This window comes from Microbacterium jejuense (genome assembly GCF_039544225.1).
GTDB classification, from domain to species: domain Bacteria; phylum Actinomycetota; class Actinomycetes; order Actinomycetales; family Microbacteriaceae; genus Microbacterium; species Microbacterium jejuense.
Map to the genome: position 1 here is coordinate 281857 of NZ_BAABLG010000001.1, position 15036 is coordinate 296892.

At 69.8% G+C, this 15036-nt stretch carries 12 protein-coding genes; 7 read left to right on the plus strand and 5 right to left on the minus strand.

Features of this window, described 5'->3' with window-relative positions:
• Positions 1 to 76 precede the first annotated feature (76 nt).
• Positions 77 to 2401, minus strand: a complete 2325-nt coding sequence (locus ABEA46_RS01280; protein WP_345542505.1) for an arylsulfatase — start codon at positions 2399 to 2401, stop codon at positions 77 to 79.
• Between the two features lie 178 nt (positions 2402 to 2579).
• Between ABEA46_RS01280 and ABEA46_RS01285 the strand changes: the two genes are divergently transcribed.
• Together ABEA46_RS01285 and ABEA46_RS01290 are read left to right on the plus strand one after the other, a co-directional pair.
• Positions 2580 to 3251: a GAP family protein gene (locus ABEA46_RS01285; RefSeq protein WP_345542506.1), complete on the plus strand. Its 672-nt coding sequence runs from the start codon at positions 2580 to 2582 to the stop codon at positions 3249 to 3251.
• A gap of 18 nt (positions 3252 to 3269) precedes the next feature.
• Positions 3270 to 4184, plus strand: coding sequence for a formylglycine-generating enzyme family protein (locus tag ABEA46_RS01290; RefSeq protein WP_345542507.1), 915 nt, complete (start codon positions 3270 to 3272; stop codon positions 4182 to 4184).
• 21 nt (positions 4185 to 4205) lie between these two features.
• Here ABEA46_RS01290 and ABEA46_RS01295 read toward each other — a convergent pair whose 3' ends face one another.
• The 3 genes from ABEA46_RS01295 to ABEA46_RS01305 are packed head-to-tail and all read right to left on the minus strand — an operon-like array spanning position 4206 to position 9144.
• Entirely contained in the window at positions 4206 to 5129 is a 924-nt protein-coding gene (locus ABEA46_RS01295) for an HAD family hydrolase (RefSeq protein ID WP_345542508.1), read from the minus strand.
• A 44-nt stretch (positions 5130 to 5173) separates the two neighbouring features.
• Entirely contained in the window at positions 5174 to 6523 is a 1350-nt protein-coding gene (locus tag ABEA46_RS01300; RefSeq protein WP_345542742.1) for a DUF2252 domain-containing protein, read from the minus strand.
• 53 nt (positions 6524 to 6576) lie between these two features.
• Positions 6577 to 9144, minus strand: a complete 2568-nt coding sequence (locus tag ABEA46_RS01305; protein ID WP_345542509.1) for a winged helix-turn-helix domain-containing protein — start codon at positions 9142 to 9144, stop codon at positions 6577 to 6579.
• Between the two features lie 150 nt (positions 9145 to 9294).
• On the opposite strand from ABEA46_RS01305, the gene ABEA46_RS01310 reads away from it, so the two are divergent.
• The 5 genes from ABEA46_RS01310 (at position 9295) to ABEA46_RS01330 (ending at position 13383) form a co-directional block, all read left to right on the plus strand.
• On the plus strand, positions 9295 to 9534 hold the full coding sequence (locus ABEA46_RS01310; RefSeq protein WP_345542511.1) for a hypothetical protein: 240 nt from the start codon (positions 9295 to 9297) through the stop codon (positions 9532 to 9534).
• Between the two features lie 72 nt (positions 9535 to 9606).
• A complete protein-coding gene (locus tag ABEA46_RS01315; protein ID WP_345542512.1) occupies positions 9607 to 9993 on the plus strand; it encodes an SHOCT domain-containing protein in 387 nt (128 codons plus the stop codon).
• 30 nt (positions 9994 to 10023) lie between these two features.
• Positions 10024 to 10428: a DUF7144 family membrane protein gene (locus ABEA46_RS01320; RefSeq protein WP_345542513.1), complete on the plus strand. Its 405-nt coding sequence runs from the start codon at positions 10024 to 10026 to the stop codon at positions 10426 to 10428.
• 87 nt (positions 10429 to 10515) lie between these two features.
• Positions 10516 to 11952 carry an anaerobic C4-dicarboxylate transporter gene (locus tag ABEA46_RS01325; protein WP_345542514.1) on the plus strand — a complete coding sequence of 479 codons (1437 nt, stop codon included), beginning with the start codon at positions 10516 to 10518 and terminating at the stop codon, positions 11950 to 11952.
• Positions 11953 to 12033: 81 nt separating this feature from the next.
• A complete protein-coding gene (locus ABEA46_RS01330; protein ID WP_345542515.1) occupies positions 12034 to 13383 on the plus strand; it encodes a M20/M25/M40 family metallo-hydrolase in 1350 nt (449 codons plus the stop codon).
• 70 nt (positions 13384 to 13453) lie between these two features.
• Here ABEA46_RS01330 and ABEA46_RS01335 read toward each other — a convergent pair whose 3' ends face one another.
• Positions 13454 to 15031: an MFS transporter gene (locus ABEA46_RS01335; protein ID WP_345542516.1), complete on the minus strand. Its 1578-nt coding sequence runs from the start codon at positions 15029 to 15031 to the stop codon at positions 13454 to 13456.
• Between the last annotated feature and the right edge of the window lie 5 nt (positions 15032 to 15036).

The following is a 15036-nucleotide window of genomic DNA, read 5'->3' on the forward strand; positions in this document are numbered from 1 at the left end:
TGGGATGCCGCCCCCGCAACGCCGATCGGCGCCGGACCCGTGCGGGCCCGGCGCCGATCGTGTCGGTGCTGCGGGACTACTCGCGCGCCAGCGCCGCCAGTGCTTCGAGCTCGAGGTCGAGGTACTGCTCCTCGCTGACGTCGACGCCCACACCCAGCAGCTTGCCGCCCGAGAAGGGGAAGCTGCCGGTGTACTGGCCGCTGACCGAATCGCCGCTGTCGAAGCCGACGCACAGTCCGTCGCCGGCGAGCGTGAACTTGCCGATCTGCGCGCGCATGGGGCCCTCGGCGACGACCTGGTCGTCGACGTAGAGCTTCGCGGTGCCGATCGACTCGCCGTGCTCGCCCGCGCTCTCGCGGACGAACTCCACACCGAGCGCGTGCTTGCCCGGCGTCAGGGCACCGGACGTGAACGTCTGCTCCGGCGGGATGCCGAGGAAGTTGTACACGTAGTTCAGCTTGTTGTCCTTGATGAACAGCGCGTGACCGCCGAAGCGCGAGCCGTGCGCGAACAGCACCCCCTCGGCGCCCTCTTCGAGGATCACGTCGGCGATGATCTTGTACGACCGGCCGCGCACGTTCACCGCGACGGACTCGGCGACCGCCGTGGTGTCGGGGTAGTAGATGTACCGTGTGCGCGGCGGCTCGGACTGCGGTCGCTCGATCGTGAGCTGGTCGCGGGCGGAGCGGTCGTCGAGCGGCAGCACGAAGTTCTTGTCGGCCTCGACGAACCACGCGTCGACGAGCTCCTTGAGCTTCTCGGGGTGCTCGGCGGCGAGGTCCTTCGACTCCGAGCGGTCGACCTCGACGTGGTACAGCTCCCAGCGGTCCTCGTCGAACCGGCCGTGACCGGTGAGCGGCGCGTGGATGGCTGCGGCCTTCCAGCCGTCCTTCCAGATGCCGCGAGTGCCGAGCATCGCGTAGTACTGCACCTCCTTCTCGGTGGGGCCGTCGGGCTCCGCGTCGAACGAGTACTTCATCGAAACGCCGTCCAGCGGACGCTGCTCGACACCGCGGAACACCGAGGGCATCTCGACGCCGATCACATCGAGCACCGTCGCGACGATGTCGGTGGAGTGGTGGTACTGATGGCGGATCTCGCCCTTGGCCTTGATCCCGGCCGGCCAGTGGATCACCATCGGGTCGCACGTGCCGCCGGAGAACTGCGAGTACCGCTTGAACATCTGGAACGGGGTCGAGAACGCCGTCGCCCACCCGGTCGGGTAGTGGTTGTACGTCTCGGGGCCGCCCAGCACGCCGATCTTGTCGAGGTTCTCCTTCAGGTCGTCGGGGAACCCGTTGAAGAACTTGTTCTCGTTGACCGAGCCGTCGGGCGACCCTTCGCCCGACGCGCCGTTGTCGGCGCAGTAGAAGATGAGCGTGTTGTCGAGCTGCCCGGAGTCCTCGAGGTAATCGATGATGCGGCCGATCTGCACGTCGGTGTACTCGCTGAAACCTGCGAACACCTCGGCCATGCGGCTGAACAGGCGCTTCTCATCGTCCGACAGCGTGTCCCACGGCTTGACGTAGTCCGCGGCGTTGGCCTGGTCCTCCGGCATCGGGTTGATCGGCGTGAGTGCGGTGTCGGCGGGGACGATGCCGCGCTCGACCATGCGGGCGAGCACCCACTCCCGGTACGCGTCGTAGCCGTCGTCGAACGCGCCCTTGTACTTGTCGATGTACTCCTTGGGCGCGTGGTGCGGGGCGTGGTTGGCGCCGGGGCAGAACCACGTGTACCAGGGCTTGGACGGGTTCGATGCGTTCTGGTCGCGGATCAGGCGGATCGTCTGGTCGGCGAGGTCCTTGGAGAGGTGGTACCCCTCTTCGGGCGAGTACGGCGGCTCGATGAAGTGGTTGTCCTCGGCGAGGTCGGGGTACCAGTTGTTGGTCTCGCCGCCGAGGAAGCCGTAGAAGCGGTCGAAGCCCATGGCGAGCGGCCACTGCTCCTTGCTGCCGCCGGTGGAGACGTCCTCCTCGGGGACGTTGTGGTTCTTGCCGATCCAGAACGTCGAGTAGCCGTTCTTCTGCAGCACCTGGCCGATGGTGGCGCACGACTCGGGGATGTGGCCCGACAGACCGGGGAACCCGTTCGTGCCCTCCATGATGTTGCCCATGCCGTTGACGTGGTGGTTGCGGCCGGTGAGGAAGGTCGACCGCGTCGGTGAGCACAGCGCGGTGGTGTGCCACTGCGTGTAGGTGAGGCCGTTCTTGGCGAGACGATCGAGCGTCGGCATGTTGATGCGGCCGCCGTACGGCGACCACGACGCCATGCCGGTGTCGTCGTACAGGATCACCAGCACGTTCGGGGCTCCCTCGGGTGCCTTCGGTCGTTCGTACGGGGCCCAGTCCGCGACCGAGTCGCGCACGTCGAGCTTGATGGTCCCCTTGAACTCTGCGGCCATGTCTCTCTCCAACTTCGTCCTCGATGCCGCGCGACGGCACGGCACGAGATCGACGCTATCCACTGACCGCGATGAGCGGAAGGAGCGACGCGGGCCCTGGATCCACCGACGTATCGGGCGGGCGTACCGCTACGGTGAGTCCGACAGTCGAATCGATCACGACCAGGAGGCCACGCCCATGGGCGCCGTCATCGGAGAGATCCTTCCCCTCGCGCTCGGTGTGGCGATCAGCCCCATCCCGGTCATCGCGGCGATCCTCATGCTGCTCTCGCCGAAGGCGCGGGTCACCAGCGTCGGGTTCCTGCTCGGCTGGGTGATCGGCATCATCGTCGCGGTCACGGTGTTCACGCTGCTCTCGTCGGTGCTCCCTGATGACGATCCGGATGCCTCCAAGCCGATCCAGGGCGTCATCCAGCTGATCCTCGGGGTGCTGCTGCTCCTCCTCGCGGTGTCGCAGTGGCGCAAGCGGCCGAAGGCCGGGGAGGAGCCGGTCATGCCCAAATGGATGCAGGCGATCGACAAGGTCACCTTCCCCGTCGCCTTCGGCCTGGGCTTCCTGCTCTCGGCGATCAACCCGAAGAACCTGCTCATGGCAGCCGGCGCCGGCGTCGACATCGGCTCTGCCGGCCTGGACACCGGTGAGATCGTCCTCGTGATCGCCATCTTCACGCTGCTTGCCGCATCCACGGTCCTGGTCCCCGTGGTCGGGTACCTGATCGCGGCCGACAAGCTGCGGGGGCCGCTCGACGCGCTGCGGGTGTGGCTCGGCAAAGAGAACGCGATCATCATGGCCGTGCTGCTGCTGGTGATCGGCGTCTCGCTGATCGGCAAGGGCATCGGCAGCTTCTAGCCCGGCTACGGTGGTCGGGTGACGTCTGCGAACCACGACCAGGTGCTGCTTGAGGGTGGCACGTTCACGATGGGCTCGGACGAGTTCTACCCCGACGAGCAGCCCGTGCACGAGCGCGAGGTCGCGCCGTTCCGCATCGACCGCTACGCCGTCACCAACGAGCAGTACGCCGCGTTCGTCGACGACACCGGGTACGTCACGGTCGCCGAGCGCGAGCTCGACCCGGCGAACTTCGAAGGCGCCGACCCTGCTGATCTCGTTCCCGGCGCCATGGTGTTCACGCCGACGCGCGGACCGGTCGATCTGCGCGACTGGCGCAACTGGTGGCGCTGGCAGCCGGGCGCGTTCTGGCGCCGGCCGTTCGGGCCCGAGTCGTCCATCGACGGGAGGCTGCGGCATCCCGTCGTCCACATCGCGTTCGAAGACGCCCAGGCCTACGCCGACTGGGCGGGGCTGCGCCTGCCCACCGAGGTCGAGCACGAGTACGCCGCCCGCGGCGGGCTGGACGGCAAGCGGTTCGCGTGGGGCGACGAGCCCTACCCGGGCGGTGTCGCGCAGGCGAACTCGTGGCTCGGCCGCTTTCCGTACGACAACCAGGGGGTGGGGGATGCCGCGCCCGTCGGCTCGTACGCTCCGAACGGCTACGGGCTGTACGACATGACCGGCAACGTGTGGGAGTGGACCACAGACTTCTACACCCCGCGCCACCTGCGGCTGTCGGACAAGCCCGTCGACGCCGGCAAGCGCGCAAACCTGCTGGCGGCCGCGAGCGCGCAGGACGGCTTCCCGTCGATCCCGCGCCGCGTGCTCAAGGGCGGCTCACACCTGTGCTCGCCGGACTACTGCCTGCGCTTCCGGCCCGCGGCGCGCTCGCCGCAGGCCGAGGACACCGGCATGTCGCACATCGGCTTCCGGCTCGTCGGCGAGGCCTGAGCGGCCTCGCCGCGCAGGCCCTCACCCCGTCGGGAAGACCTGCGACCAGTCGTCGCGGACGCTGATGACCGTCACGCCGTCGGCAGTGAGCGCCTGCTCGGCGCCCTTGTCGTAGGGGGCGTCGCCGCGGCCGCTGTCGTCGTCGTGGTGCACCAGCAGTGCGAGGCTGCGCGGGCTCCCCTGAGCGAACCGCAGCATCGGCAGGTCGCCGTTGGAGTTGCCGGCGGCGAGGATCGGGCGCCGCCCGGTGCGCATCCAGATGCGCACCGGCTTCTCAGGTCCGTCGTCGAAGAACGCGAGCTTGGGCGCGTACCGCACCGAGTTCGTCTCGGCGTCGTAGGTGAGCCCCAGGCCGGTGCCGACCACGCGCTCGGCAGGGATGCCGTAGTTCGCCTCGGTCATCGGACGCATGAAGTCGCGCTCGCCGCCCGACACGATGTACGTCGTGAAGCCGTTCGCCTCGAGGTGCCGGATGAGCTCGACCATCGGCTGGTAGATGGCCTGCGAGTACGGGGTGCCGAGCGTCAGGTGGCGGGCGTCGCGATAGAACTCGGCGACGGATGCCGCGTACTCGTCGACCGTCATTCCCCCGGACGTGCCCGCCACGGCTCCGATCAGGATGCCCAGATCGGAGTCGTCGCCGGCGTAATGCTTGTCGACCGCCGCCGCGAGCCACGACAGCTCGCCGCTCGCGGCCGCCTGGTACGGCTGCCTCTCGGCGAGCGACGGGTCGGCGGCTGCGGCCGCCTTCCACTGCTCCAGCAGGTAGTGCAGCTGGGTCACGAGCGGCTTCTCGGTCCACAGCGTGCCGTCGTTGTCGAACACCGCCACGCGCGCCTCGGGGGCGACGAAGTCCGGTCCGCCCTCGTCGGTCACGGCGGCGACGAAGTCGAGGATGGCGGTGCGAGTGGCGGTGTCGCGCCACGAGGGCAGGGAGTCGCTCATGCTGGCGACTCTAGCGGGGCGCGGCCACGCGGCGCCGGGAAGCCTCAGTTCGCGGCGACGAAGGCCTCGTAGTCCGCGCGCGACAGGTCCGCATAGGCCCGGGCCCACTGCAGGATCGCCTCTGCCGCGACGCGCCCGTTGCCGATGTAGCCCGCCAGCTGCGTCACCGTCTCGGACTGCGCGTGCGCGCGAGCCAGTGTGACCGCACAGGCCTGTGCGTACGTGCCGAACGGCACGTCCTCGAGCGTCTCGGCCGCGACGCCGCCCTTCATGTCGCGGAACTGGCGCACGTAGAAGTCGCGGCCCTCGGGCCCCCGGGCGTGACCGAGGAACGGGTCCGAGAACGCCTGCAGGGTCTTCTGCAGTGCGACCACGCGGGCCCCCTGGCCCTGTTCGGCGATGTACTGGTCCGCCTTGACCGGCTGCTCGATGCCGCCGTACTCCGCGAGCACGCTGCGGCCCGCTTCTTTGATCTGCAGCAGCAGGGGGCGTCCGTCGCCGTCCTGGAAGACGGCGATCCAGCAGCGTGTGCCGACGCTTCCGACCCCGACGACGCGCCGTGCGATGTCGGCGAAGACATAGTCGTGCAGCAGCACGCGGACACTGATGTCCGCGCTGGCGAGGTACGTCTCGATGTAACCCTGCAGACGGTTCGCGAATTCGGATTCGACGTGGGTCATGGTCGGGGGCTCGTCGACGAAACGGCGCCGCCCGTCTTCGTCCAGCTGCGTCAGCTTGCGCGCCGCCTTGTCGCCGGTGCGCTTCTTCGCCTCGCGGATCGCGACTCGCATCGCGCGCCGGGACTGCGGGTCCATGACCGCGAGCGCCGCATCCAGGTCGGAATGCCGGTAGAACCGCTCGAGAGGCGACGCCCCGACCAACGAGTGGATCGCGCGCGCATAGGCGTAGACGGCGGCGCGGACCGCGGCATCCACCACCTCGTCGTCGCGCGAAGTGGCTTGACCCGCGATGACGACGCTGGCGATCAGGCGCTTGAGATCCCACTCCCAGGGCGCCCACGCGGCCTCGTCGAAGTCGTTGAGGTCGAACACGAGGGTGCGCTGCGGAGAGGCGTAGAAGCCGAAGTTGGCGACATGCGCATCGCCGCACGACGCGACGAGGATGCCGCTGTGCGGGTCGCGGGCGAGATCCGCCGCCTGCAGTGCGGCTGTGGCCCGGTAGAACGCGAACGGGTTCGCCGACATGCGCTCGGTGCGCAGCGGGACGAGCTCCGGCACGCGTGTCCGGTTCTGGGCGGCCAGGATCGACAGCGGGTCGCGCCCGGTCGTCGTCAGGGCCGAGAGCGATCGGCGCGGCGTCCGCTTGCGGGCCGCGAGCCCGCGTGCGACGTGCTCCTGGGTGCTCACCGGCCCGACCCAGCCGGCATCTGACATGGTGTTCACGACCTCATCCTCGCTCTCACCTGCGGCCCGCCGCATCACCCGTGTCAGATGACGTGGCTGCCTTCGCGGACGTCGAACAGTCCGAGCTCGGTCGCCCGCTCGATCGCGGCGTCGCGCGAGGCGACCCCGAGCTTGCGGTAGATGTGCGCGAGATGCGTCTTGATCGTGTTCGTCGACAGGAAGCATCGCTCGGCGATGTCGGCGATGGTGTACCGGGTCGGCAGGTAGCCGATCAGCTCCAGCTCGCGCGGCGTCAGCTCGTCGACCAGCCGTTCGGTGCGCGGCGATCCCTGGCTGCGCAGCCGCTCGGCGATCGCCCTCCCGAACTCGGCGCGCCCGGTCGGCACCTCGTCGAGCAGATCGAGCAGCGCGGGTCCGACCCGCAGGAACGGCCGGACCACCCTGTCGTCGCGAGCACACGCCAGCGCGGCTTCGAGGTGCTCCCGGGCGGCGACCCGGTGTCCCTCCGCGACGCACAGCCAGGCGGTGAGCGCGTCGACCTCGATGCCGGCGATCGGGTTCGGCTGCACGCCGGCCGCCCGCAGCGCCACGAGCCGCTCGCGCGCGCTTTCCGTCAGCCCCGCCGCCACGAGGCCCGCGACCTCTTCGAATGCGACCGCCGACCACTCCGGCGTCGCCGCGGGAGGAGAGGCCGGCAGCCCCTTCATGCGCGAGTCGCGCAACGCGAACGCGGTCAGCGCGTTGCGCACGAGCGGCGGGGGCGGGCCGAGCGATTCGACGCTCTCGGGCAGGTCGTGCGGGTGGATGAGTCGCGAGACGGCGTGGGCGAGCCAGAGCAGCTGGGTGCGGTTGTTGGATGCCGCGGCCCCGACCGCCACGGCCAGCGAGGCCGCGCCCGCTCCGGCTTCGCCGCGCTGGACACAGACCAGTGCGCGTGCGAGGTGCGCGTCGGCAGGAGCGGGGTGCCCGTGCGCGCCGACATCTCCGGCGAGGTCGAGCGCCTCGTTCGCGTGCTCGGACGCGTCGGCGAGCAGACCCGACAGCGCCTCGGCGATCGCGAGCGTCCCGAGCGCGTGCACGCGGTGCCGCGGGAACGCCAGCGCGGCGGACGAGAGCGCCGCGGTGAGCATCGCGCGCGCTTCGTCGACGCGTCCGAGCATGAGCCGCGCGCGGCCTGCCGACACCCCGCTGATGAGCTGCAGCAGCGGTGGCGAGGTCAGCCCCATCAGGTCCGGCGGCTGTGCGTCGGGGTGCGCCTCCAGCAGTGCGAGCGACTCGTCCGCGATGTCGGCGAAGAGCTCGGGGTGCGCCGTGAACTGCACCTCGGCGGCGAGATAGGTCAGCGCGATCTGACGGCGGCCGATCGTGAGGCGGCGGTCGGCCACCAGCCGCTGCAGGGTGTCGACGGCGGGGCCGGCATGCCCGCTCATCGTGTTCGCGATCGCGAGCAGCAGCTCCGCGTCGGGCCGCGTCGCCCGGACTTCGACGGGCACGAGCAGGAGCCAGTGCGCGATCCTCGCCGAGCGCACCTCTTCATAGGGATCGGGGCCGAGGCGCATGATCAGGTCCATGGCGCGGTTCCAGCGGTGGCCGCGCAGCAGATACTCGATCGCGGTCTCGGTGTCGCCGGCCGCGAGGAACCAGTCGGCAGCGGCCTCGAACACCGTCTCTTCGACGGCGGCGTCGGTCGCGCGGAGGCGGTAGATGAGCAGATCGCGGAACAGCCGGTGGAAACGGAACCAGCCGGGGCGGCCCGGCACGCGCACGAGGAACAGCGAGTCGCGCTCGAGCCGTGTGAGGAACTCGTCACCGCCCGCGATGTCGGCGACCGCTTCGCCGAGTCCCGCCGACACCTCGTCGAGCACGGCCAGCCGCATGAGCGCGTCGCGGCGCTCCGGCCTCAGCCCGTCGAGCACCTCGACGCTGAGGTAGTTCATGACGAGCTGGTCGGGGTCGGTGAGTTCGTCGACCAGCTGGTCGGGGTCGTCCGAGAAGCGGAGCCGAAGGGCCGTCAGCTGCACCCCCGCCGCCCACCCTTCGGTCTGCGCCGCCACCGCGGCGGCAGTGGCGGCTGCGATCCGGCGCCCGGCGATGGCCGACAGCACCTTGCGGGTGGTCTCGTCGTCGAACGCGAGCTCGCGCTGGCGGATCTCGACCAGATCGTGCTCGAGCCGATGCCTGCTCCAGCCGAGGTTCAGATCGACACGCGACGAGAAGATCGCGTGCACGTTGCGGGGGAGCAGATCGACGAGCCGCCACAGGTCCGTCAGTACCGCCGTCTTGGCCAGATGGTCGAGGTCGTCGAACACCAGCACGAGGTCGCCGGCGTCCGCCAGCCGTTCCGCGAGGTCCACCAGGAAGGGCTCGCCCAGGCGCGCCCTGGCCGTCACGGCCGGGAGCTCGGGCGGAGAGAACCGAGGCGCGACGGCGGCGATGCCCGCACACAGCCGGCGCGCGAACGCGCCGACCGCGCGGTCGGCGGCCGACAGGTCGAACCACGCGATCGCGAGGTCGGGCCGGCACAGCGCCCACTGCGTGATGAGCACCGTCTTGCCGGCGCCCGCGGGTGCGACCACGAGCGCCAGCGGCGAGACGAGGGCCGCGTCGAGCTGACGCCGCAGCGAAGGGCGGTCCACGGCGTGCGGCGGCATCCTGCGAGGTTCGACCACTGGAATCCCTTCCCCCGGGACTTGCGGTGGCCAAATCATCCCACAGGGGTGACGTGGCGGCGAGATGCATGCACGAGAGTTGTCGCCGCGAGCCCGGATGCCACGGGCACCGTCGCCTGAAGGGGGGTCACGATGCACGATCAGACGGTCGAGATCGTGGTGGGCGGACCGCTGAGCGCCGACCTCGTCGCGACGGCGCTGGAGGGCTTCGCGGTCACGACCGACGAGCAGGGACGCACACACGTGGTCGGGCCGGTGCCCGACCAGGCGCGGCTGATCGGGCTGCTTGCGATGTTCGACGGGCTGCACGTCACCGTCATCTCGGTGAACCCGATCGACGACGAGGATTCTCACCCTCGCGGGGTGACGTGACGCCCGAGCACGCGACCGTAGCGTGTGCCGTGACGCCGGGCGTGGGGCTCGGCTCGACTGATGGAGTGAGATATGGATCTCTGGAGCTGGGTCGCCTGGTTCTTCTGGCTGTTCGTCTTCGTCGCCTACCTGATGGTGCTGTTCTCGATCATCGGCGACCTGTTCCGGGACGACAAGCTCAACGGCTGGCTGAAGGCGGTGTGGATCATCTTCCTGATCTTCGTGCCCTTCCTCACCGCGCTCGTCTACCTGATCGCCCGCGGCAACGGCATGCAGAAGCGTTCGATCGCTCAGGCGCAGGAGCTGCGCGCGCAGCAGGACGCCTACATCCGCTCGACCGCCGGGACCTCGTCCTCGTCGGCGGCCGACGAGATCGCCAAGGCCAAGGGCCTCCTGGACTCGGGCGCGATCACCCAGGCCGAGTTCGACGCCATGAAGTCCAAGACCCTCGCCGGCTGACGCGTCGGGCCGAGAGAACAGGAGAACGCAATGAGTACAGCAAGCGGCCGCACCGGGTGGGCGGGCTGGGGCGTCTTCGCCGCGGTCATCCTGCTCATCAGCGGCATCTTCACCGGGCTGCAGGGACTCGTCGCCCTCGTCGGTCCAGACGCCTACTTCGCCGTCGCCAACGGCTCCCTGTTCCTGTTCGACGTGCAGGGGTGGGGGTGGTGGAACCTCATCATCGGCGTCCTGCTGATCCTGACGGGCATCGCGCTGCTGGCGGGCCAGACCTGGGCGCGGGTGGTCGCGATCATCCTCGCCTCGCTGAGCGCGATCGGGCAGCTCATGCTCATCCCGGTGCAGCCCTTCTGGGCGCTGGCCATCATCGCCGTCGACATCCTCGTGATCTACGCGCTGACCGCCCACGGCAGCGAGCTCAAGAACAACGACTAGCCCCGAGTGAGGCTCGGCCCGGGACTGCGGTCCCGGGCCATCACCCATGATGCGGCGCCCGCCGCCGCGCAGTGGCAAAGGAGCGACATGGAAACCGTTCTCGTCATCCTGCAGGCCTGCGTGGTGCTGGGCGCCATCATGCTCGGCGTCCGCACCGGCGGTCTGGGCCTGGGACTGTGGGGTGTTGTCGGCACCACGATCCTCGTGTTCGTGTTCCGGCTCGAGCCCGGCTCGCCGCCGATCGATGCCTTCTTCATCATCATCGCGGTCATCACCGCGTCCTCGGCCATGCAGGCCGCCGGCGGCATCGACTATCTGGTGTCGATCGCCTCGAAGATCATCCAGCGCAATCCGCGGCGGCTCACCTACGTCGCCCCGATCGTCGCGTTCGTGTTCACTGTGCTGTCGGGCACGTCGAACATCTTCTTCGCCCTCATCCCGGTGATCTACGAGACCGCCTACCGCAACGGGCAGCGTCCCGAGCGCGCACTGGCCGCCTCGACGGTGACCTCGGGCCTCGGCATCACGGCCAGCCCGGTGTCGGCGGCGATGGCCGCCTACCTCGTGCTCATGGCCGGCACCGGCTACGAGCTGCCGCAGATCCTCCTGATCACGATCCCCTCGGCGATCGTCGCGTGCATCGCGACGTCGTTCGTGCAGCAGCGTCTCGGCAAGGACCTGCTCGACGACCCCGAGTTCCTCAAGCGGGTCGCCGATGGCCGCGTCGAGCTGTCGCCGGCGCTGCGCGCGCGGTACGACGCGAAGATGGCCGGGACCGCCGAGGGCGCACCCTCGGATACCGCAGGCAGAGCGCGCACGAGAACGGCCGGCAAGACGGCATCCACCGTCATCGAGCACCCCGTGCCCCCGGGCGGTCAGACCGCCGCCCTCATCTTCATCGCCGGCACGCTGCTGGTCGTGCTGCTGGGGCTGTTCCCGGGCCTGCGGCCGGCGTTCCCGGACTCAGAGGGCGAGCTGGTGCCGATCGGCATGGCCACCGTGATCGAGATGGTGATGTTCACCGCAGCACTGGTCATCATCCTGGTGCGCCGCGTCAAGCCGAGCGCGGTGGTCGAGCAGCCGTTGCTGAAGGCGGGCTACGTGGCCGCCGTCGCCCTCTTCGGTATCGCGTGGATGGCCGACACCTTCATCTCGGCCAACCAGGAGACCATCATCGAGCCCCTCGGCAAGCTCATCGTCGCCAACCCGCTGCTGCTGGCGGTGGCGCTGTTCATCGTCGCCGGCCTGACCACGAGCCAGTCCGCCACCACCAACACGCTGATCCCGATCGCGCTCGCCGCGGGCCTGGCGCCCGGGGTCATCACGGCGATGTGGCCGTCGCTCATCGGCGTGTGGCTGTTCCCCGCGAACGGCTCGCAGATCGCGTCGGTCGAGACGGATGCCACCGGCTCGACCAAGCTGACCCAGATCCCGGTCTGGCACTCGTTCACGATCCCGATGCTGGTCTCGTGGGTCGCGGTGGTCGCATCGGGCCTGCTGATCCAGCTGGTCGTGCCTGCCTGACCGAGCCGAGAGCCCAGCCGGGGTCCCGATCGGGATCCACGGCCAGGAGTCCGACCGAGAGTCCGAACGAGAAGAGGAATCATGTCCGATCGTGCGTCCGAGGTTGAGCAGCTGATGCCGGAGGTGCTGGAGCGCCTGCGGGGTCTCGTGCGGATCCCGTCCGTCGCATTCCCGGGGTTCGACCCCGAGCCGGTGCATCGGATGGGCGAGGCGGTCGTCGAGCTGTTCCAGGCGGCCGGGGCCACCGACGTCGCCCTCGTCGACGTGCCGGGCGGCTACCCGTGCGTCTACGCCGATCTGCCGGGGCCCGAGGGGTCGCCGACGGTGCTGCTGTACGCGCACTACGACGTCCAGCCGGCACCGGCGAGCCAAGGCTGGTCGATCGTCGACCCGTTCGAACCGGTCACCGGCGAGGACGGCCGCATCTACGGCCGCGGCGCCGCCGACGACAAGTCGGGGCTCGTGATCCACTACGCGACGCTGCGTCTGCTGGGCGAGGACCGCCCGTGCCGCATCAAGCTGCTCGTCGAGGGCGAGGAGGAGACGATCTCGCACCTGGAGGACTTCGTCGAGGCGAATCCCGAGCGCTTCGCCGCCGACGCGTTCGTGATCGCCGACATCGGCGGGCAGGTCGTCGGCCGGCCGGGGCTCACGACGGCGCTGCGGGGCGACGTGGCGTGCACGGTCACCGTGCGCACGCTGTCGTTCCCGGTGCACTCCGGGCTGTTCGGCGGGGCCGCCCCCGACGCGATGACCGCGATGATCCGCATCCTCGACACGCTGCACGACGAGGCGGGCGACACCGTCATCCCGGGCGTCGACACGTCGGCGTGGGACGGCGCCGCGATGGAGGAGGACGTCTACCGCGACGGCTCGGCGATCCTTCCCGGGGTCGACTACCTGGGGACCGGATCGCTGTCGGACCGCATCTGGGCGAAGCCGTCGGTCACCGTGCTCGGCATGGACCTGCCGAGCACCGCCGAGGCGTCGAACGTGCTGCTGCCCGAGGTGACCGCGAAGCTGTCGATGCGGATCGTGCCGGGGTCGGACGCCGACGCGCAGCTCGAGGCGCTCATGGCGCACCTGCGCGCGCAGCGCCCGTGGAACTGCGAGGTCGAGGTGGCCAAGGTGAAGACCGGTCACGCCTTCGCGGTCGACGAGACGCACCCGGCGATCGTCGCGGCCAAGGACGCGCTCAAGTCGGCGTACGGCGCCGAGGTCGAATCCATCGGCAGCGGGGCCTCGATCCCGCTGGTGGCGTCGCTCAAGAAGATCGCGCCCGATGCGGCCATCGTGCTGTGGGGCGCCGAAGACACCGCGAAGGCCCGCATCCACGCGTCGGACGAGTCCGTCGACCCGGCCGAGATCGCGCGCATGATCGCGGCCCAGGTCGCCTTCATCGAAGAGGTGGCGGTGTCGGCACGTTCCTGAGCCCGGTGCGCGTGAGAGGAACGGAGGGATGCCGGCGGCGCGGGCCGCCGGCATCCCTCCGTCGTAGGGCTCAGCCCACGATGCTCTCGACGCCGCTCGAGGGGGCGGGGTCGGGCAGTCGCCGCATCCGCAGCGCGTTGAGCGCGCCGGCCGCCGCCGCGAGGATCGGCACGAACAGCGCGATCTGCAGCGCGATCGGGCCTGCCTCGGAGTTGATGCGGATGACCTCGGCCGAGGTCTCGGGCGACTCGTCGGCCAGCATCTCTTCCAGGCCGGTGTTCGACATGAGCTCGGCGTCCTCTTCGAGGACGCTGGTGACCTGCGTCTTCTGGTCGTCGGTGAGCACGGTGCTCTGCGCAGTGAGGGTGGCGAAGCTGCTCGCGAGTGCGGCCAGCAGGATCGCGCCGGCGAAGGCGAGTCCGAACGAGAGACCGAACGAGCCTGCGGCCGAGTTGACGCCGGCGGCCTCGCTCACGCGCTCCTCGGCGATCGGCGACAGCGTGTAGTTGTTCAGCTGCGAGACGAGCATGCCGAGGCCGGACCCGACGATGATGAGCGGGATGGCCAGGTACCAGCCGTTGGTCGCGACGGGCACGAGCGGTACCAGGATGATCAGCCCGATCACCGCCAGCAGGAATCCGAACAGGATGATCGTCGCCGGGCGGCGCTTGACCCCGCGGCCGGCCAGCAGCGCGATCGCGAACATGCTCAGCGACAGCGGGGCGATCGAGAGGCCGGCGAGGAACGCGTTGTACTCCAGCACCATCTGCAGGTACAGCGGCAGCACGATCATGGTGCCGCCCAGAGTGATCTGCTGCAGGAGCTGACCCGTCGCCCCGGTGCGGAACGGCTTGGAGCTGAACAGTGCCGGATCGAGCAGCGTCGGCTTGCCGCGCCGCTTGCGGCGCACCAGCCAGAACCCGAGGCCGACGAGGGCGATGACTCCGAGCAGGATCGTCGCACCGACGTAGGCCGCGCCCTCCTGCCACAGCAGGATGCCGAGCACGATGCCGCCCATGCCGACGATCGACAGCAGCGACCCGAACAGGTCGATCGAGCGGTCGCCGGTGTACGGGACGTCCTTCACGAGCCGCACGCCGATGAGCACCACGGCGATCGTGAGCGCTTCGAGCAGGAAGCCGACCCGCCACGACAGGAAGGTCGTGATGGCGCCGCCGAGCAGCGGTCCGACGGCGGCCGCGATCGCGGCCGCCGCTCCCACCGTCGCGTAGACGCGGACGCGGTGGGCGCCCTCGAAGTTGCCGTGGATGAGCGACTGCATCGAGGGGAGCAGGAGGGATGCCCCGAGGCCGCCGATGATCGCCCAGAAGATGATGACCGCGGTCAGGGTGGTCGCGAGCGTCATCGCGACCGCGCCGATCGCGTAGCCGATGAGCCCGAGGGTGTACGCGAGCTTGCGGCCGATCAGGTCGCCGGTCTTGCCGCCGATCAGGATGAAGGCGGCCGACACGAGCGCCTCGAGCGCGATCGCCCCCTGCACGCCGCTCGCCGTCGCCCCGAGATCCTTCACCACCGCCGAGATCGAGACGTTCATCAGCGACGTGTCGACCACGAGGACGAACATCGCCATGGCCATCAGGATCGCCAGGCGTGAATTGAAGCGACCCGCGTCTTGCCCGCTGCTCATGACGC